Origin of the sequence: Sphingomonas sp. 67-41, from assembly GCF_001899725.1 — a bacterium.
Lineage (GTDB): Bacteria > Pseudomonadota > Alphaproteobacteria > Sphingomonadales > Sphingomonadaceae > Sphingomonas > Sphingomonas leidyi.
In genome coordinates this window covers 39868-56729 of record NZ_MKWJ01000007.1, presented here as the reverse complement: position 1 = coordinate 56729, position 16862 = coordinate 39868, and the positions used below count along the sequence as shown (strand labels likewise).

At 64.7% G+C, this 16862-nt stretch carries 19 protein-coding genes; 14 read left to right on the top strand and 5 right to left on the bottom strand.

The genetic code is table 11. The annotated features are described in order from the left end of the window. Positions 1-21: 21 nt before the first annotated feature. The 3 genes from BGP17_RS03525 to BGP17_RS03515 form a co-directional block, all read right to left on the bottom strand. On the bottom strand, positions 22-1197 hold the full coding sequence (locus BGP17_RS03525) for a thiolase family protein (protein WP_286711020.1): 1176 nt from the start codon (positions 1195-1197) through the stop codon (positions 22-24). Positions 1198-1292: 95 nt separating this feature from the next. Beyond that, positions 1293-2504: a CaiB/BaiF CoA transferase family protein gene (locus BGP17_RS03520; RefSeq protein WP_286711019.1), complete on the bottom strand. Its 1212-nt coding sequence runs from the start codon at positions 2502-2504 to the stop codon at positions 1293-1295. A gap of 39 nt (positions 2505-2543) precedes the next feature. Further along, on the bottom strand, positions 2544-3422 hold the full coding sequence (locus tag BGP17_RS03515; protein ID WP_286711018.1) for an IclR family transcriptional regulator: 879 nt from the start codon (positions 3420-3422) through the stop codon (positions 2544-2546). Positions 3423-3605: 183 nt separating this feature from the next. On the opposite strand from BGP17_RS03515, the gene BGP17_RS03510 reads away from it, so the two are divergent. The 8 genes from BGP17_RS03510 to BGP17_RS03475 all read left to right on the top strand — a co-directional run bounded on the left by BGP17_RS03510 (position 3606) and on the right by BGP17_RS03475 (position 10316). Beyond that, positions 3606-4433: a metal-dependent hydrolase gene (locus BGP17_RS03510; protein ID WP_286711017.1), complete on the top strand. Its 828-nt coding sequence runs from the start codon at positions 3606-3608 to the stop codon at positions 4431-4433. Positions 4434-4517: 84 nt separating this feature from the next. Beyond that, positions 4518-5222 carry an SDR family oxidoreductase gene (locus BGP17_RS03505; protein WP_286711016.1) on the top strand — a complete coding sequence of 235 codons (705 nt, stop codon included), beginning with the start codon at positions 4518-4520 and terminating at the stop codon, positions 5220-5222. Continuing rightward, the gene (locus BGP17_RS03500) at positions 5219-6013 is read left to right on the top strand and encodes an enoyl-CoA hydratase-related protein (RefSeq protein ID WP_286711015.1); all 795 of its coding nucleotides are present in this window, start codon (positions 5219-5221) and stop codon (positions 6011-6013) included. Before BGP17_RS03505 ends, BGP17_RS03500 begins: the two co-directional genes overlap by 4 nt. Further along, positions 6010-6771: an SDR family NAD(P)-dependent oxidoreductase gene (locus BGP17_RS03495; RefSeq protein ID WP_286711014.1), complete on the top strand. Its 762-nt coding sequence runs from the start codon at positions 6010-6012 to the stop codon at positions 6769-6771. Before BGP17_RS03500 ends, BGP17_RS03495 begins: the two co-directional genes overlap by 4 nt. 108 nt (positions 6772-6879) lie before the next feature. Further along, on the top strand, positions 6880-7653 hold the full coding sequence (locus tag BGP17_RS03490) for an SDR family NAD(P)-dependent oxidoreductase (RefSeq protein ID WP_286711013.1): 774 nt from the start codon (positions 6880-6882) through the stop codon (positions 7651-7653). Positions 7654-7655: 2 nt separating this feature from the next. Beyond that, complete coding sequence (locus tag BGP17_RS03485) at positions 7656-8816, top strand: acyl-CoA dehydrogenase family protein (RefSeq protein ID WP_286711012.1); 1161 nt, start codon at positions 7656-7658, stop codon at positions 8814-8816. Beyond that, positions 8813-9802, top strand: coding sequence for an acyl-CoA dehydrogenase family protein (locus BGP17_RS03480; protein WP_286711011.1), 990 nt, complete (start codon positions 8813-8815; stop codon positions 9800-9802). The genes BGP17_RS03485 and BGP17_RS03480 overlap by 4 nt, the downstream gene beginning before the upstream one ends. A gap of 1 nt (position 9803) precedes the next feature. After that, the gene (locus BGP17_RS03475) at positions 9804-10316 is read left to right on the top strand and encodes a nuclear transport factor 2 family protein (protein WP_286711010.1); all 513 of its coding nucleotides are present in this window, start codon (positions 9804-9806) and stop codon (positions 10314-10316) included. Positions 10317-10319: 3 nt separating this feature from the next. On the opposite strand, the gene BGP17_RS03470 is transcribed toward BGP17_RS03475, so the two are convergent. Both BGP17_RS03470 and BGP17_RS03465 read right to left on the bottom strand, forming a co-directional pair. Beyond that, a complete protein-coding gene (locus BGP17_RS03470; RefSeq protein WP_286711009.1) occupies positions 10320-11372 on the bottom strand; it encodes a hypothetical protein in 1053 nt (350 codons plus the stop codon). A 2-nt stretch (positions 11373-11374) separates the two neighbouring features. Continuing rightward, the gene (locus tag BGP17_RS03465) at positions 11375-11983 is read right to left on the bottom strand and encodes a UGSC family (seleno)protein (protein ID WP_286711008.1); all 609 of its coding nucleotides are present in this window, start codon (positions 11981-11983) and stop codon (positions 11375-11377) included. Between the two features lie 114 nt (positions 11984-12097). On the opposite strand from BGP17_RS03465, the gene BGP17_RS03460 reads away from it, so the two are divergent. The 6 genes from BGP17_RS03460 to BGP17_RS03435 are packed head-to-tail and all read left to right on the top strand — an operon-like array spanning position 12098 to position 16859. Then, on the top strand, positions 12098-12898 hold the full coding sequence (locus BGP17_RS03460; protein WP_286711007.1) for an amidohydrolase family protein: 801 nt from the start codon (positions 12098-12100) through the stop codon (positions 12896-12898). Beyond that, positions 12880-14133 carry a spinster family MFS transporter gene (locus BGP17_RS03455; RefSeq protein ID WP_286711006.1) on the top strand — a complete coding sequence of 418 codons (1254 nt, stop codon included), beginning with the start codon at positions 12880-12882 and terminating at the stop codon, positions 14131-14133. Before BGP17_RS03460 ends, BGP17_RS03455 begins: the two co-directional genes overlap by 19 nt. Continuing rightward, complete coding sequence (locus BGP17_RS03450; protein ID WP_286711005.1) at positions 14130-14678, top strand: glutathione peroxidase; 549 nt, start codon at positions 14130-14132, stop codon at positions 14676-14678. Before BGP17_RS03455 ends, BGP17_RS03450 begins: the two co-directional genes overlap by 4 nt. Beyond that, positions 14675-15811 (top strand): sulfotransferase family protein, encoded by a 1137-nt coding sequence (locus BGP17_RS03445; protein WP_286711004.1) that lies wholly within the window; start codon positions 14675-14677, stop codon positions 15809-15811. The genes BGP17_RS03450 and BGP17_RS03445 overlap by 4 nt, the downstream gene beginning before the upstream one ends. After that, on the top strand, positions 15808-16728 hold the full coding sequence (locus tag BGP17_RS03440; protein WP_286711003.1) for an NAD-dependent epimerase/dehydratase family protein: 921 nt from the start codon (positions 15808-15810) through the stop codon (positions 16726-16728). Before BGP17_RS03445 ends, BGP17_RS03440 begins: the two co-directional genes overlap by 4 nt. Next, positions 16725-16859: an SDR family NAD(P)-dependent oxidoreductase gene (locus BGP17_RS03435; RefSeq protein WP_286711002.1), complete on the top strand. Its 135-nt coding sequence runs from the start codon at positions 16725-16727 to the stop codon at positions 16857-16859. Before BGP17_RS03440 ends, BGP17_RS03435 begins: the two co-directional genes overlap by 4 nt. The last annotated feature ends 3 nt before the right edge of the window (positions 16860-16862 follow it).

The following is a 16862-nucleotide window of genomic DNA, read 5'->3' as shown; positions in this document are numbered from 1 at the left end:
CGTCTATCCTCTCGTCAAATTTCAGTCGCGAACCAGCAGCATCGCGCCCGCCATCGGCCCGCCGCCATTCGATACCGCTGCTACCTTCGGAGCGTTGGGCACCTGCCGCGCGCCGGCATTCCCGCGCAGCTGGGTCACAGCCTCATGGACAAAGCCGAAGCCGTGCGTGCGCCCCCCCGAAAGCTGCCCGCCGTGCGGATTGAGCGGCAATTCGCCATCGCGCGCGATCCGGTGGCCGCCCTCAACGAACGGCCCGCCCTCGCCTATTCCGCAAAAGCCCAAAGCCTCGAGCCAGTTGAGCGCGAGGAAGCTGAACCCGTCATAGAGCAACGCGATATCAACATCCTTCGGCTTGAAGTCGGTGCGCTTCCACAGCATCCGCCCCGCGTCGAACGCCGCCATGTCCGGCATATCCGCCTGGTCCCATCCCGAGCGGCCATGGATGCCACCCCCGACCGAATCGATACGGATGGCTGGCTTGCTGCGATCGGCGACCGCATCCGCCGCCGACAGCAGGATCGCAGTCGAGGCATCGGTCGGCGCATCGCAATCGAGCAGGCCGAGCGGCGACGAGATCATCCGCGCCGACAGATACTCATCCATCGTCAGCGGCTCGCGGAACAATGCCTTGGGGTTATCGACCGCCCCGCGCCGTTCGATGATCGCGATCTGACCCAGCTGCTCTCGCGTGGTGCCATAGAGGTGGAAGTGCCGCTGCGCGTAGAGCGACAGCCAGTTGGTCGCCGAGATCGCGTTGTACGGAAACAGATATTGAAACTCGCCGTCGAGCCGCGCGCGGTGGGTTCGGACCTCGGCATTTTCCTTCCACGATGCACCGCCCGATCCTTCCTTGACCGTGCGGAAGCACAGGACATGGCGAACCAGCCCTGCCTTGATCGCGGCATAGGCATTGATGATCGCGCCGATCTGCGCCGAGCCCTCCATCGCTCCGGCGAACCAGTCGAGCTTGAGGCCGAGCGCATCCTTGAGGTCCATCGTCCCGACGGGCGAGAAGGGGATCGCGTCGGGCCGGCGCCCGGGAAAGGTCGAAAGTCCGTCGATATCCGCGACGGTGAGCCCGGCGTCCGCAATCGCTTCGAGCGACGCATCGACGGTAAGCTCGAGCCCCGACTGGGCAAGCTTTCGCCCGACCGCCGACTGGCCGATTCCCGAAATGACGACGTCAATGCCAGCCATGCGTTTCGCTCTCCTGGCCCGTCCCTAGCTGACACAATGTCAGTTTTCCAAAGGAAGCTGCGGTCATCGGTCTTTCATCACATACATGCCGACAGTCAGGCGATGACGCCGTCGGCGGCAAGCCGATCGACAAGGTCCGGTGCATAGCCAAGCCCCGCCAGCACCATGCGGCTATCCTGCCCCAGCGTCGGCGGCGCTACGGGGTCGACCACCGGCGTGCGCCCGAGCTTGAGCGGAGACGCCACCAGCATGACTTCGCCTGCGCTCGGATGCGGCACCGTTCGGACCATATCACGCGCCGACGTCTCAGGTGCGGCGAGTGCGGCACCGACGTTGCGGACAGCGCCGGTTGGCACGCCCACCGCGCGTAATCCCGCAAGCCACCAGTCGGTCGGCTTCGCCGCAATCAGCGGGAACAGTTCGCCCAGCAGCGCTTCGCGATGGGCAACGCGCGCCGAATTCTTTGCAAACCGCGAATCGGCAGCGAGATCCGGGCGGTCGAGCAACCTCTCGCACAAAGCGGCAAACTGCCCGTCATTGCCGACCGCGATCACCACTTGCCCATCGCTGGTGTTGAACAGCTGATACGGAACCACAGTCGGGTGCCCGTTGCCGTAGCGCTTGGGCTCCGTCCCCGCCACCAGCGCCGCGCTGCCGACATTAGCGAGCATCGCCAGCTGGCAATCGAAAAGGGCCATGTCGATATGCTGCCCGACTCCGTCGCGGTCTGTGGCGATCAGCGCTGCAAGAACCGCCTGCGCGGCGGCCATCCCGGTGTAGAGATCCGCGACTGCCACGCCGACCTTCATCGGCTCGCCGTCCACTTCACCCGTAACCGACATCAGGCCGCCTTCGGCCTGGATGACATAATCATATCCTGGCCGTTCAGCGATCGGCGACGTCCGCCCGTATCCCGAAATCGAGCAATAGACGATGCGCGGGTTGATCGCCGAGATCGACGCGTAATCCAGGCCATATTTGTCGAGCCCGCCGAGCTTGTAGTTCTCGACCAGCACGTCCGCATGCGCAGCAAGCGCCCTGACGATCTCCTGCCCCTCGGGCTTCGAGATATCGAGTGCGATGCTGCGCTTGTTGCGGTTCGCGCAGAGATAATAGGCGGACTCGCCGCCGGTATAGGGCGGGCCCCAATGACGCGTGTCATCGCCCCCCTTGGGATGCTCGACCTTGGTGACTTCGGCGCCCAGATCGGCAAGCACCATCGTACACCAGGGGCCGGCAAGAACCCTCGACAAGTCCAGGACGCGGCGTCCAGCCAACGGCGCCGCGCCCTTTTGCAGCTCTGTCATCTCATTCCTCAATCGCGTTCGAGCTGTCTCGCCTTGGGCTCAATATGCCTGAAGCCGCGCCGGATCCGGGCGCGGCGCGTCCCGCAGCGTACCGGGCATCTGGACGACGTTGCGGCTTGCGCGGCCATAGCGAAGATCGACCTGCTCCTTGAGCGCGGCGGCCAGCTCTTCCTCGCGACTGCGCATCACTTCGCTAATTCCGCCGATGCCGAGGACCATGCGCGGCTGGCCGTTCTGGCGCGGCAACGCGGTGGCGATTATCCCGCCGCCGCGCGTGACCATGTCGCAGCTGAATGCATATCCCTTGCGGCGAATATCGGCGAGCGAGTCGAGCACGTCGCGGACCTTGATCAGCGGCTGGCCTTCCTCGGCCTCGGCATTGATCCGCATGATCAGCCGCGTGACTTCGTTGTCGGTCATCGTGCTGAGCAATGCATAGCCAGCGCCGGAGGCAGCCAGCGGGCGGACGGTGCCGAGCGTCATGTGAAGGCGCGCCGGACTGGTTGCCTGGATGACATGGATATATTGGATGTGGAGCCCGTTGCGGACGCCCAGCACGACGGTGTCGCCGGTCTTTTCGTTCAGCTCCTTCATCATGCTGATGATGGTGCCCTCGGCAAAGAACTGCGAATTGACCCAGCTTCCAAGCAGCGCAACGCGGCTCGACGTGACATAGGTGCGAGCCATCGCGTCATAATTGAGGTAGCCCAGGCTCACCAGGCTGCGCAGCAGCGCCGAGGTGCTCGACTGGGGATATCCAAGCGCGTCGGCGATTTCCATTACCGTCGAAGCGCGCTGAAGATCGTCGAAATATTCGAGGATTTCCAATACTCTGCCGGCAGACTTCACCGTCTTTTGTTCAACCGGTGCGCGCGCCGAGATACGGTCACGCGAGGCGCTCATGCGACGTCGGGCCATCAGGTCTCTCCTGCTTCAGGGGCACCTCTTTGGGCGCTTCGAATGCTCGATAACTGCGCCAATCACATTCGTGCTGTCGAGTCCTACCCCAGCACATATGTGATATGGCACGTCCAAATTGCATAAAAGCCGACAAGTTGTTATCTTTTTGCACAGGCCGACAACCGGTCGTGGAGAGGCAGCATGCAGGTACGCTTTCCCAAATGGGATTTCTCGAAGGTCCGCGCGCATTGGGCGCCGAATCACGAGTTTGCGCAGATGCAGAACGCCGCATCGACCGTGCCCGCCTATATCGAGCCTTATCTCGTCAAGGTGATGCAAAAGGCTCAGGCCGCCCTCCCCGCCAAGCACGAGAAGCTCCACCGCGATCTGACGATCTTCATCAAGCAGGAAATGCAGCATTGCCGCCAGCATCTCCTCTTCAACAAGGCGCTGCGCGCCGATGGCTATGAGGGGATGCTGGAGATCGAGAAGGAATATGAGGCGGATTACGCCCGTTTCCTCGCGACCAAATCACTCCGCTTCAATTGCGCCTATTCCGAAGGTTTCGAGGCAGTCAGTTCGGTCGCGGTGACCAATTATTTCGAGGAATTCGACGAGTTTCTCGTAGGCGCCGACTATGAGGCTGTCGAGATGTGGAAATGGCATCTTGCCGAGGAATTCGAGCACCGTGAGGTTGCGCACGAGGTGTACCACACGCTGTTCGGCAACGGCCCGATCGCTTATGTCTACCGCGTCTGGGCCTTCTTCTACGCGGTCAAGCACATCCGCTCGCACGTTCGCAAGGTGCAGGCCTATCTGCTCGCCAAGGATCGCGAAACCATGACGCCCGAGGAGCTCGAAGCCTCGATCGCGCGTCAGAAGCGCGTGCAGGAGGTTACGGCCAGCAAGGCGAAGGCGCACCTCAAGATGATCCTTTCGCCCTTCTACAGACCCGCCGACCGCGTCGCGCCTGCGGGGCTTGCCGAAGTCCTCGCCCGCTACGCGAAGCCGGAGCCGGTCGCCGCGTAACACATATGCGCTGACAGGGGGCCGCGCCTCGAAGATCGCGTGCAGCCCGGCTAGGCTCCCGCGCAACGGATTTGGGAGCGGGACATGCCTAAGAGATTGCTCGTGATCGGCGCATGCGGCGATATCGGCCAGGGCATTGCGCGCGGCGCACGTGCTCAGGGGCTCAGTGTGATCGCGGCGGACCGCAATGCAGAGCGCCTTCAGCGCTACGCCGACGGATCGGGCATCGCCACGATCACCGGCGATCTCGCCTCGGAGGAAGCCGCGATCGCGATGTGGGAAACGGCGCAAGCACCCTTCGGCGGCGTCGATGCCGTGGCGATTGCAGTCAATGCGCCCAACGCCACCAAGCCATTGATGGACTGGACCGGGGACGAGATGACGCAGGTCTATGCCACCAACCTCCTCACCCATTTCAATGCGATCAAGGCGATGCTGCGACGCCTGCCTGAAAACGGCATGTTGATCGGGATTGGCGGTGGAACTGCCGATTTCATCCTTCGCGACATGGCCCAGCTCTCGATGCTCCAGGCCGCCCAACGCATGATGTATCGCGGCTTTGCCAAGGAACGAAAATCGGGCGCGCAGATCCGCGAGCTGATGCTGATCTCGATGATCAACGGCGAGCGGAAGCGCGAGATCGCCCAACCCGACTGGGTCATGGATACCGAAGTCGGCGCTCATATCTGCGCGATCCTTGCCGATCCCGAGACGTTCGCAGGCCCGGTCCTTCGCCTCGAGTCACGTGAACAGGTTGGGAAGCCGGAACCCCGGAAGGCCGCAGCATGACCGTGTTGAAGGTCACGCGCGACGGTCCGGTCGTCGTCCTGACGATCGACGATCCAAAGACCAAAAACGCACTCAGCCCCGCGCTGACAAAGGAGCTGGTCGCCGCCTGCGCAGAGATCAACGCCGATATGACCGTGGGCTGCGCGATCCTCACCGCCGCGGGCGATGTGTTCTGCGCAGGCGGGAACATCAAGGATATGTACGCCCGAGCCAATCATTTTGCCGGCAACGCTGCGGAGATTCGCCGGACGTACCAGAATGGCGTCCAGACCATCGCCCGCGCGCTCTACGATCTCGAAGTGCCCATCATCGCTGCCGTCAATGGCGCGGCGATGGGTGCAGGCATGGACTTCGCGACGATGTGTACAATCCGCATCGCCAGCGAGACCGCCAAATTCGCCGAAAGCTTCATCAAGCTTGGCCTCACCTCCGCAGCGGGCGGAGCGTGGTTCCTCAATCGCGCGATAGGCACTTCTGCCGCCGCCGAGATGGCGCTGACGGGCGACACAATCGATGCCGCCCGCGCACTCGAGATTGGTCTGGTGTCTCGCGTCGTCCCGGCGGACGCCCTGCTCGATGAAGCCAAAGCGCTTGCGGCGCGAATTACCCGCCATCCGCCACATTCGATCCGGCTCAACACCAGGTTGCTCCGTGAATCGGCCAGGCTCGATCTGGGCGCGTCGCTGGAAATCGCCGCAGCGATGCAGGCGGTGGTCCAACAGACCGACGACCAGTATGAAGCAGTCGCCGCCGCGGTCGAGAAGCGGAAGCCGGGATATAAAGGCAAATGATGGATGCCTACCGGCTCGATGGCCGCCTCGCGGTCATCACTGGCGCGGCGTCGGGCATCGGATTGGAGACTGCACGCTTCTACGCAGCGGCGGGTGCTCAGGTCGTGATGGCCGATATCAACCATGCCGCGCTCGACGCCGCGGCGGCGGGCATCGGTCGTGCCGCATTCCCCTTCGCCGCCGATCTCTGCGACCCGGACGCCATCCAGCGCCTGGCGGACTTCGCGCAAGCCATCGCTCCGATCGACATCTGGGCCAATGTCGCCGGCACCGGCGCGCTCTTCCCGATCACGGAAGCGACGACCGAAGCGTATCAGCGCATCACTCGCATCAACATGGACGCCGTGTTTTGGGGTTGCGCAGCCGCCGCCCGGGCGATGGATTCGCGCGGCGGCACGATCATCACCGTCTCGTCGAATGCCGCCGACGAGCCGATTGCGGGCTTGTCGGTCTATGCCATGACCAAGGCGGCGGTGAATATGCTCACCCGCTCGCTGGCGCGCGAACTCGGCCCCAAGAACATCCGCGTGAATGCAGTCGCGCCCGGTTTCATCGTCACGCCGATGACGGGGGTCGAGCGCATGCCGCCCGAGCAGGCCGAAGCCACCCTCGCCCGCAACGCAGCCCGGTCGCCGATCGGCGCGGTCGGTGAGCCCGCCGACATCGCCCACGCCATGCTCTACCTCGCCAGCGACGCCAGCAAGTTCGTCACGGGCCAGATCATCCGCGTCAATGGCGGCGCGGCGATGCCTGGCTGAGCGTGGTTCGGGTGTGTTTCCAGCACCCCCGTGATGGATGGCCCCCTCACATTGCCGCCCGGCGAAATCCCGGCTTACCGGTTCATCGACAGCAACCGGAGCGCCTGCGTGACCAACCCGATGAATCTTGCCGGCCGAAACATCCTCGTCACCGGGGCTGCGCAGGGCATTGGCCTCGCCACCGCAAGGCTGCTTGCCGATCTCGGCGCGAACGTCACCTTGCTCGACCGCAGCGAGGAGCAGCTCTCCGTCGCACTCGCCGAATTCGATGCGCCCAGGGCGATGGCGATCGCCGGCAGCGTGACCGACCGGGATTTCGTGGCGCAGGCCGTCGCCGACAGCGCCGCACGTTTTGGCGGGGTGCATGGTCTGGTCAACAATGCAGGCATCACGCGCACCGCGATGATCGACAAGATGACGGCCGACGATTGGCAGGCCGTAATCGACGTCAACCTCACCGGCGCGTTCAACATGCTTCAGGCTGTCGGCAACGACATGATCCCACGCGCGAAGGGCGGCGAGAGCGATCCCGGTGCGATCGTCAACATCTCCTCCGATGCGGGCCGCAAGGGCACGATCGGCCAGATCAATTACGGCGCCGCCAAATCGGGCGTGCTCGGCCTCACGATGAGCGCCGCCCGCGAATGGGGACGCCACGGCATCCGCGTGAATTCCGTCGCCTACGGCATCGTCGAAACCGACATGACCGAGACCGTCCGCAGCGAGAAATTCCGCGACCGCTACCTCGCCAACATCCCGCTCGGTCGCTTCCTCAGCAAGGAGGAGGCCGCGAACTCGATCGCATTCCTCCTCTCGCCCGCGGCAGCGTTCATCACCGGCCAGCATCTGTCGGTGAACGGCGGATCGCACATCACCGCCTGATCGTGAGCGCCACCGCCCTTCATCTCGACCTGCCGGAACTTCCCGAGTCCGCAGAAGTCCTGCGCCGGCAAGTCCGCGCCTTCATCGCCGGTGAACGCGCGGCCGGCCATTTGCCTCCGCCGGAACGCATCGGCCTTGGATTCGACGTCGCCACGACCAAGCGCATCGCCGCGAAAGGCTGGGTCGGCCTGACCTGGCCGAAGCAATATGGCGGCGGCGAACGCACCGCGCTCGAACGCTATGTCGTCACCGAGGAATTGCTCGCGGCCGCCCTGCCCGTGGGCGCACATTGGGTCGCCGACCGGCAATCAGGGCCCGTGCTACTCAAGTTCGGCAGCGACGCGCAGAAGCAATTCTACCTGCCCAAAATCGCCGCGGGCGACTGCTACTTCTGCATCGGCATGAGCGAGCCTGAGTCCGGTTCCGACCTCGCATCGCTCAAGGCGAGGGCGGAAAAGATCGAAGGCGGCTGGCGGATCAATGGGCGCAAGATCTGGACCACCAACGCGCACCGCGTGCATTACATGATCGCATTGGTCCGCACCTCAACGGTCGAGGGATCGCGCCACGGCGGACTCAGCCAGCTGATCGTCGATCTCACGACGCCCGGCGTCAGCATCAGCCCAATCATTTCGATGGCCGGCGAGCACGACTTCAACGAAGTGCTGATGGAGGATGTGTTCGTCCCCGACGACGCTTTGATCGGACAGGAGGGCAATGGCTGGAACCAGGTTTCGGCCGAGCTCGCCTACGAACGCTCGGGCCCCGAACGCTGGCTCTCCAGCTTCCGGCTGGTCAGCGAGCTGATCGACGTGCTCGGACCCGACGCACGCTCCTCCAGCTTGGGGGAGCTCGGCCGCCTGCTCTCGCACCTGCTCGCGCTGCGCCAGCTCTCCATGTCGGTCGCCAGCATGATCCAGCGCGGGCTGTCGCCTAACCTGGAGGCGGCGATCGTCAAGGATCTCGGCACCAAGTTCGAGCAGGAGGCTGTCCGGGTCGTCCGCAACATCGTCAGTGCCGAGGATCTGACCGTGCAGGGGCGCAACGTCCGGCTCAAGGGGTTGCTTGCCCATGCCCAGGTCTATTCCCCTGCCTTCACGATCCGGGGCGGCACCAATGAGATTTTGCGCGGGATCATCGCCCGCGGAATCGGTCTGAGGTGAGCGAGAACCGCGCCTTTTTCCGCGAGACCGTCGAGCGCATCCTCGCCGACACGCTCGATCAGAACGCCATCGAGGCGACCGAGCACCGTACCCTGCCGGCTGCGCTCTATGCAGCGCTGGCCGAGAATGGCGTGACGCAGATGCTAGTGCCCGAAGCCGCAGGCGGGATCGGGGCCGATCTTGGCGACGCTGTCGCGATCCTGCGCGCTATCGGTGCTGCCGCCGCGCCCGGACCGTTGCTTGAGACGATGCTGGGCAACAAACTGCTTGCCGAAGCGGGGCTCGGGCCGGCCGAGGGCCTGATCGCGCTCGCCTTCGCAAATGACGACGCGACAGTGCTGCATGACATCCCTTGGGGCGGGCTCGCCGATCATCTCCTGATCGTCAGCCCGACAGGCCTGCGCCTTACCTCCACAGCAGACTGGACCGCCACCCCCGGTCTCGATGCCGCCGATGAACCGCGCGACGATATGAGCAATGGCCCATCGGGGATCGCGGCTCCGTTCGACACCAGCGCGGCGCTTCGCTCCGCGGCGATCCTCCGCGCCGGTCAGATCCTCGGCGCGGTCGAATGGACGCTCGCGCGCAGCATCGATTATGCCGGCGAGCGCAAGCAATTCGGGCGCGAAATCTCGAAATTCCAGGTCATCCAGCAGATGCTGGCGGAGCTGGCGGGCCATATGCTCGCCAGCGCCGTCCTGACCGAAGCCGCGGCCGAAAGCGTCAGTCAGACGATGATCGCAGCCGCCCGATCGAGGCTAGGAGATGCCGCCGACGCTGCGATTGCGATCGGGCATCAGGTGCATGGCGCGATGGGTTTCAGCCGCGAATATGCGCTCAACCACCGCACGCGCAGGCTGATGGCATGGCGCGACGATTATGGCAGCGTGCTCGAATGGCGCCGGGCGCTGGCAGGCGCATTCACCGGGTGTACGCGTGAGCAGTTCTGGCCGGCGGTATCGGATGCGGGGCTGAAGTCGGCCTGAGATGGACGAATGGTCCCCGCAGCGCATCGTCGACCGGATGCAGATTGCGGAGCGACTCTGTCTTTATTGCCGTGCGATCGACCGGATCGATATCGGATTGCTCGCCACGGTCTTCCTCTCCGATGCCGTGATCGACAAGGGTGATGGTGCCGTCCCTGTCGCATGCTTCATCGCAAATGTCGCAGCCCGTCACCCCGGCGTTCCCCGCGCCTCACACATGGTGACTCATCATTTGATCGACTTCACCGCGCCCGAAGCGGCGTTCGTCGAAAGCTGGTGCCTCGCCATCGAGCAGCACCCGGCGGCGGATGGCCCGACCATCGATCGGGTCTACCGCGTCCGATACGGCGACCGCTTCGCGCGGCGCGAAGGTGAGTGGCGCATCGCACACCGCACCTTCGTGGTCGATCATGTGATGAGCGTACCCGTCGATCCAGCGCTCGCACCCGACATGGGCGGCCGTTACGAGGGCCGGCGCGGCCCGGACGACGTGATCTCGCAGCTTCGCCGCTGAGCCTCAGCCGAGCTCGATCACTTTCGTCACCGACCGCGTCAGACCGAAGCTCGGCATCGCCATGCTGTGCTTGCCGACTCCGCCCGCGACGAAGAGCAGATAGTCCTCGGGCTTCGAAACCAACGGCACGAACGGATCGTCCACTGCGTTCCGGTCGAACGGCCCCATCGCATCGTAATTGTCGCGCGTGATTCCGACCAGCGCCGAGAGCCGGTTGCCGGCATTGGCGAACAACCACTCCTGGATCTCGCGGATGCCGATCCCGTCGCGTGCCATCGTGTCGGCATGCTCCGGCCCGATACAGATCGCGACCTCGCCTCGCCCCAGATACGAGTTGTTGTGGCCCAGCGTCGAAAGCGTACTCGCGAAGGTGCGCAGGATTCCCGCTCCGTCCTCGCTGGTATGGTTGTTGATCTCGTGCGGCGCTTCGGAGCCGTGAACGGTCACACTGCTCTGTCCCGGCTTGAATCCACGCCGGACGTGGAGCGGCTCCCAGGGCGAGGCCAGTTCGTTCTCGCCCACGCAAAAGCCGAGCTTTGCGGGCGTCCCGTGGGTCGCGCGGTCGCCATTGCCCGGTGTGCCGCCGGCGATATTGACGAGGATCAACCGGATCGCTCGCCCGATCGTGGCATTCGCGCGCCAGCCCTGCCCCATGCAGTTATAGCCGGAATTGATCCGCAACCGCTCGACCGCAGGTCCGTTAATCACGAGCATTGGCGTCACCGGATGGGTGGTCGCGTTGATCCCGTAGAGGTTGAAATCCTCGTCAAGCATCGCCTCGCACGCCGCAATCAGCACCGGCATATATTCGCGGCGGCATCCCGCCATCACGGCGTTGACCGCGATCTTCTCGATCGTCGCACGGCCATAGGCGGGACCCATCGCACCCAGAGACTGATCCGGATCGCGCCGGGTGCCCGCCAGCATCCTTGCCACGCGCGCCTCGGTCGGCGGGATTACCGGCAGGCCATCGGTCATTCCGCGCTGGTAAAGCTCCTCATTGGCTTCGTCGAAATCGAGCGCATCGGAGAGGTCCAGGAATCGCGTATCGCTCATGATCATATCTCGCAGAACATGTTCGAGCGGGCGAACTTGTCGCTCTCGCCGATATAGAGGTCGGTATAGTCGCTCTCGAGCGCGGCGGCGTCGCCGGTCAGAACGCGGATCAACTGCGGGATCATCGCCCGCGCCCGCTCGAGCACCACTTCGGCGCTGACATCGCCCATCGGATGCGGCACCATCACGATCGGCAGCCCGGGCACACCCAGCGCCACCGCCTCCTGCTGCCCCAGCACCACGAATGCGTCGCTATTGACCGTTGCGGTCGGCACGCCGCGCTTCTCCAGCGTCACGCCATCATGCACGCACCACGAGGTGCACGATCCGCAATCGCCATAGGCGTTGATGACCGCATCGCACTCGGCCAGCGCGTCGAGCATCATCGCCGGCGCGCCGGGCGACGAGCTGATCTTGCGCCAATAGACGACCTCGCGAACGCCGTGTTCGCGCATCAATATGTCTCCCGCAGCTCTCAGCAGCAGGTCGGCATTCTTCTTGGTATTGTCGAGTAACCCGATCTTCTTGCCCGCAAGGCTGTCGAGGCGCGGCGCAATCGGCTGGCGCTCGACGGGGTTGGATCCGATCGGACTCATGAGACGGCCGGTCATGGGCATTCTCCTTCGCCGCTTTCGATCCGCCGGGCGCGTTCGCGAGGCAAGCGCACGCGCGATTGATCATGGGCGTGATGGGGTTTCGAGCCACGCCGATGCTATCGAGATGCCGTGATCGTCGATGCACAAATTCATATCTGGGGAGAAGATCGGCCCGATCGGCCGTGGCCGAAAGCGGGTGCCGGCGGCCGCACGGTCCAGCCGCAGCGCGCCTCACCCATGTCGGCCGCGGAAGCGCTGGCCGAAATGGATGCAGCCGGCGTCGATCGCGCCATCCTTGTGCCCCCCAGCTGGGAGGGTGACCGCAACGATCTCGCGCTGGCCGCCGCCGCAGCGCATCCGGATCGCTTCGCAGTGATGGGCCGATTGCCAAAAGGCGCTGCCCTGACCGGCTGGCGCGATCAGCCGGGCATGCTCGGCGCCCGGATCATTCTGAGGAACGAGACTGCGATCGATGCGCTGTGGGGAGAGGCCGCAGATGCCGGAATTCCGATGATGATCGCCCCGGCTGGACGAATGAAACTGCTGGCTCTGATTGCCCGCCGCAACCCTGCCCTGCGCATCATCGTCGACCATATGGGTGCCCGCGTTCACCAGACCGGCGCCAGAGCCTTTGCCGATATCGATCATCTGCTCGCACTCGCCGCCCTGCAGAATGTGGCGGTCAAGGCGACGTGCCTTCCCGCCTATAGCGACAGCTTGAACACATGGTCCGATGTCACGCCTTATCTGCGCCGGCTGTACGACGCGTTCGGCGCCGACCGCCTGTTCTGGGGTTCCGACCTCAGCCGTCTGCCCTGCCCCTATGCCGAGCTCATCAGCTTCTTTCGTGACAGGCTCCCCTGGTTGACCGGCTCCGACCGTGATGCCGTGATGGGAAAGGCAATCCTCGAATGGCTGGACTGGCAATGACCGACACCAATCCCGCCAAGGGTGCGCGCTGGGCGCTGACTCTGCTGTTCCTGATCTACATCTGCAACAATATGGATCGCCACCTCATCGCGATCCTCGCCGAACCGATCCGTAAGGATCTGGCGCTCAGCGATACCCAGCTCGGGCTGCTATCCGGCCTGGTATTCGCGCTCTTTTACACGATCTTCGGGATTCCGGTCGGCTGGCTGGCGGACCAGTTCGGGCGGACGCGGGTGATCATGATCGCCTGTACGATCTGGTCGGCCTGCTCGGCGATGGGCGGATGGGCGGCCAGCTTCGCGCAGCTCGCCGCCGCCCGGATCGGCGTCGCGATCGGCGAGGCGGGGGGCTCCGCACCCTCCTATTCGCTGATTTCGGGCTACTATCCGCCCGCACGCCGGGGAGCAGCGCTCGGCATCTATCATCTCGGGTCACCGGTCGCCTCGCTGCTGGTCTCGGTGCTCGGCGCCTGGATCACCGCGCATTATGGCTGGCGCGCTGCCGTGATCGCGGTCAGTTGCCCCGGCATCGCCTTTGCGCTGCTGCTGCTTCTCACCGTGCGGGACGCGGGTCCGATCGAAAAGGCCCCGGCCCCGCCCTTTTTCCGCTCGATCCGCGAGTTTGTCGCGACGCCGATCCTGTTGTTCGCCGGGCTCGCCGCGGGACTCAGCTCGTTCACCGGCGCCGCGATCGCGGCCTGGGTTCCGGCCTTCCTGATGCGCGCGCGCGAAATGCCGCTTTCCGGCCTCGGCAGTTGGTACGCGGTCGGCAACGCCGCCGCGTTCGGCTTCGGCCTGTGGGTCGGCGGCTTCCTCGCCGACCGGCTCTGGCCGCATCACGGCGAGCGCGTATATGCGTTGGTCCCCTGCGCCGGGTTAGTCATTGCAATCCCCTTTGTCGCCGGAGCGGCGCTCGCCAGCGACTGGCATGTCTCGCTGCTGCTCTGGCTGATCCCCACCGCTTCGCTCGGCATGTTCCTCGCGCCTGCGGTCACCCTCGTCCAGAATGCAGCCGCGCCCGATCGCCGCGCAATATCGGGCGCGCTGTTCCTGTTGCTCAATTACCTGATCGGCGGAGGTCTGGGCCCTGTCTATGTCGGGCGCATCAGCGATTGGCTCAAACCGGTCTGGGGCGCAGACGCGCTCGGCATCGGGCTCGCCGCCTGCGTGCCGGTGATGCTCATCGCGATCGCACTTCAGCTCCGTCTGTCCCGCATGCTCAAGGAGAAGCCATGACCTCCCTCTACGACATTCCCGTCAAAATGATCGACGGGCGCGAAACCACGCTCGCCGAGCATGAAGGCAAGACGCTGCTGGTCGTCAACACGGCCTCCAAATGCGGGCTGACGCCGCAATACGAAGGGCTCGAAACGCTCTACCGCGACTATCGCGAGCGCGGCTTTGAAGTGCTCGGCTTTCCCGCCAACGATTTCCGCGGACAGGAGCCGGGCAGCGACGCGGAGATCGCCGACTTCTGCCAGTCGACCTATGCCGTCGATTTCCCGATGTTCGCCAAGATCAGCGTCGCCGGACCGGACAAGCATCCGCTCTACGCCGCACTCACTGCCGCCCGCCCGGAGGCGACCAGTTTCACCGATGACGGGATGCGCAAACGCCTTGAGAGCCACGGCGTCCCCGCCAATCCCGCGCCCGAAGTCCACTGGAATTTCGAGAAATTCGTGATTAGCCCCACGGGCAAGGTCACTGCCCGCTTCGCGCCGGACACGCTCCCCACCGATCCCGCCTTGGTTGCTGCGATCGAAGCGGAGCTGCCCCGATGACAGCGCTCGATCGCGCCACACTGATGCGCGAAGCCGCCGATGCGACTGGCCTTAGCGACTTTGGCGATCTGCCGTTTGAGGAGGCGCTCGACATGCTGATCTTCAGCCTCGAGCGCGAGGCCAAGCTCGACGATGCCCGCCGCGCGGGCGCTGCCGCGATGATCTGTGGCACGCTCGTCAAGAAACTTCGCCTCGCTGAAGACCGCAAGCGCTTCCCCGGCATTACGGACGAAAAGGTGGAGGCGCCGATCTTCATCCTCGGCCTGCCGCGCACCGGCTCGACCAATCTCCACGGCCTGATGGCGCAATGCGAAGGCATCCGCGCGCCCCGCCGTTGGGAAATGTCACGCCCTTCCCCACCCCCGCTTGCCGAAACCTACGAAACCGACCCCCGCATCGCCGAGGTTCATGCCGCCGAAGTCGCAGGCGCATCGGAAGAGCTCAAGAAGCGCCACCCGATCACTGCCGACCGGCCCGAGCAATGCCAGTCGCTGAACGATCACGCCTTCATGAACTGGGCGCTGCTCGCGCCGTTCGAGATTCCGAGTTATCGCGACTGGTTGCTGACCGCAGATCACCGCCCTTCCTATGAAGCGCACAAGCGCACGCTTCAGCATCTCCAGTTTCGCCATCCGGGCCGATGGGTGCTCAAATATCCCAAGCACGTCTTCGCGCTCGACGCGCTGATTGCGGTCTATCCGGATGCCAGATTGATCTGGACGCATCGCGACCCGATCAAGATCATCCCCTCGGTCGTCAGCCTGATCGGCACCTTCCGCAGCGCGACACCGGGCTATGATCCAAAGCTGCTTGGACGTTCCTGGTCCGCCTTCGAGGAATTGGGCCTTCGCCGCGGGCTCGACGTGCGCGCCTCGCTGTTCGCGCCCGGGAAGGTCTACGACATGCAGTATCGCGATGTGACGCGCGATCCGGTGGCGGCGATCGCGGCCGCGTATAACCATTTCGGCATGACGCTGTCGGAGACCTCGGGCGCCAATATCCGCACCTTCCTCGCCGACAATGCCAAGGACAAGCACGGCGCGCATCACTACACCGCCGAGGAATATGGCCTCACCGATGAGATGCTGCGCAGCACTTTCAAGGGCTATGTCGACCGGTTCCAGGTTGCATGATCCGCGACGAAAAAATCCTGATCACCGGCATCACCGGTATGGTCGCGGAGCCGCTCGCTGGCGCGCTGGCACAGGACAACGAAGTCTGGGGTGTCGCGCGCTTCGCTAATCCGGAGGCACGCATTGCCCTTGAGGAGGCGGGCGTCACCACGCGCGCGCTTGATCTTGGCGCACCCGATTTCAGCGATCTCCCTGCCGACTTCACCTATGTCCTCCACCTTGGCTGGATGCGCGCCGGCCTGTCCGAGCTGCAAGCGGCGCTCCGCACCAACGTCGAGGGCCCGGGCCTGTTGTTCCAGCACTGCCGCAGGGCGAAGGCGACGCTCGTGATGTCGGGCATGGGCGTCTATTCCCCGCATCCCGACCCCTGGCACGCCTATACCGAAACCGATCCGATCGGCCGCGCCGCCACTGCCTATGCCCCGACCAGCCCCGCCTCCAAGGCCGGGATCGAGGCTGTCGCGCGCTTCTGTGCCCGGGCCTTCGACATGCCGATCGTGATTGCCCGCCTCAATACCTGGATGGGCGGCACCCGGAGCTATCCCGCACAGATCATCCGCTCGGTGCTCGCCGGCGAGCCGATCCGCGTGCCGCACGATCCGCACCCGCAGACGCCGATCCATGCCGACGACATGATCTGGCAGCTCGAAGCGCTGCTCGACGCAGCAGCCACGCCCGCGCGCATCGTCAACTGGTGCGGCGACGAGACCCTGCCGATCCAGGATTGGGCGCGGATGGCTGGCGAATGGTCAGGCATGGAACCGCGCTTCGCGATCGAGGCCATCCCCGGCGCACCGCCCGGAAGCGCCTCCGATCCAACCCTTCGCCAATCGATCACAGGCCCGTCGCGCGTGAATTTCGCCGACGCGCTGCGTCGGCTCTCCGACGACATCGCACATCAGGAGGAACCAGCATGAGGCTCACCGGCAAGGTCGCGCTCGTCACCGGCGCCACGCAGGGAATCGGCACCCAGATCGTCCGCCGTCTCGCAGAGGAAGGCACCTCGGTCGCCTCACCGGGCGCACCGCCGAGAAGGGTCTCTCGGTGAAAG

Excerpts from the sequence above, each read along its gene's own strand:
- BGP17_RS03465 (WP_286711008.1), bottom strand. The coding sequence starts at position 11,983 with ATGACCGGCCGTCTCATGAGTCCGATCGGATCCAACCCCGTCGAGCGC.
- BGP17_RS03455 (WP_286711006.1), top strand. The coding sequence starts at position 12,880 with ATGGCTGGACTGGCAATGACCGACACCAATCCCGCCAAGGGTGCGCGC.
- BGP17_RS03435 (WP_286711002.1), top strand. The coding sequence starts at position 16,725 with ATGAGGCTCACCGGCAAGGTCGCGCTCGTCACCGGCGCCACGCAGGGA.
- BGP17_RS03515 (WP_286711018.1), bottom strand. The coding sequence starts at position 3,422 with ATGGCCCGACGTCGCATGAGCGCCTCGCGTGACCGTATCTCGGCGCGC.
- BGP17_RS03520 (WP_286711019.1), bottom strand. The coding sequence starts at position 2,504 with ATGACAGAGCTGCAAAAGGGCGCGGCGCCGTTGGCTGGACGCCGCGTC.
- BGP17_RS03470 (WP_286711009.1), bottom strand. The coding sequence starts at position 11,372 with ATGAGCGATACGCGATTCCTGGACCTCTCCGATGCGCTCGATTTCGAC.
- BGP17_RS03525 (WP_286711020.1), bottom strand. The coding sequence starts at position 1,197 with ATGGCTGGCATTGACGTCGTCATTTCGGGAATCGGCCAGTCGGCGGTC.
- BGP17_RS03495 (WP_286711014.1), top strand. The coding sequence starts at position 6,010 with ATGATGGATGCCTACCGGCTCGATGGCCGCCTCGCGGTCATCACTGGC.
- BGP17_RS03475 (WP_286711010.1), top strand. The coding sequence starts at position 9,804 with ATGGACGAATGGTCCCCGCAGCGCATCGTCGACCGGATGCAGATTGCG.
- BGP17_RS03440 (WP_286711003.1), top strand. The coding sequence starts at position 15,808 with ATGATCCGCGACGAAAAAATCCTGATCACCGGCATCACCGGTATGGTC.
- BGP17_RS03510 (WP_286711017.1), top strand. The coding sequence starts at position 3,606 with ATGCAGGTACGCTTTCCCAAATGGGATTTCTCGAAGGTCCGCGCGCAT.
- BGP17_RS03445 (WP_286711004.1), top strand. The coding sequence starts at position 14,675 with ATGACAGCGCTCGATCGCGCCACACTGATGCGCGAAGCCGCCGATGCG.
- BGP17_RS03500 (WP_286711015.1), top strand. The coding sequence starts at position 5,219 with ATGACCGTGTTGAAGGTCACGCGCGACGGTCCGGTCGTCGTCCTGACG.
- BGP17_RS03505 (WP_286711016.1), top strand. The coding sequence starts at position 4,518 with ATGCCTAAGAGATTGCTCGTGATCGGCGCATGCGGCGATATCGGCCAG.
- BGP17_RS03450 (WP_286711005.1), top strand. The coding sequence starts at position 14,130 with ATGACCTCCCTCTACGACATTCCCGTCAAAATGATCGACGGGCGCGAA.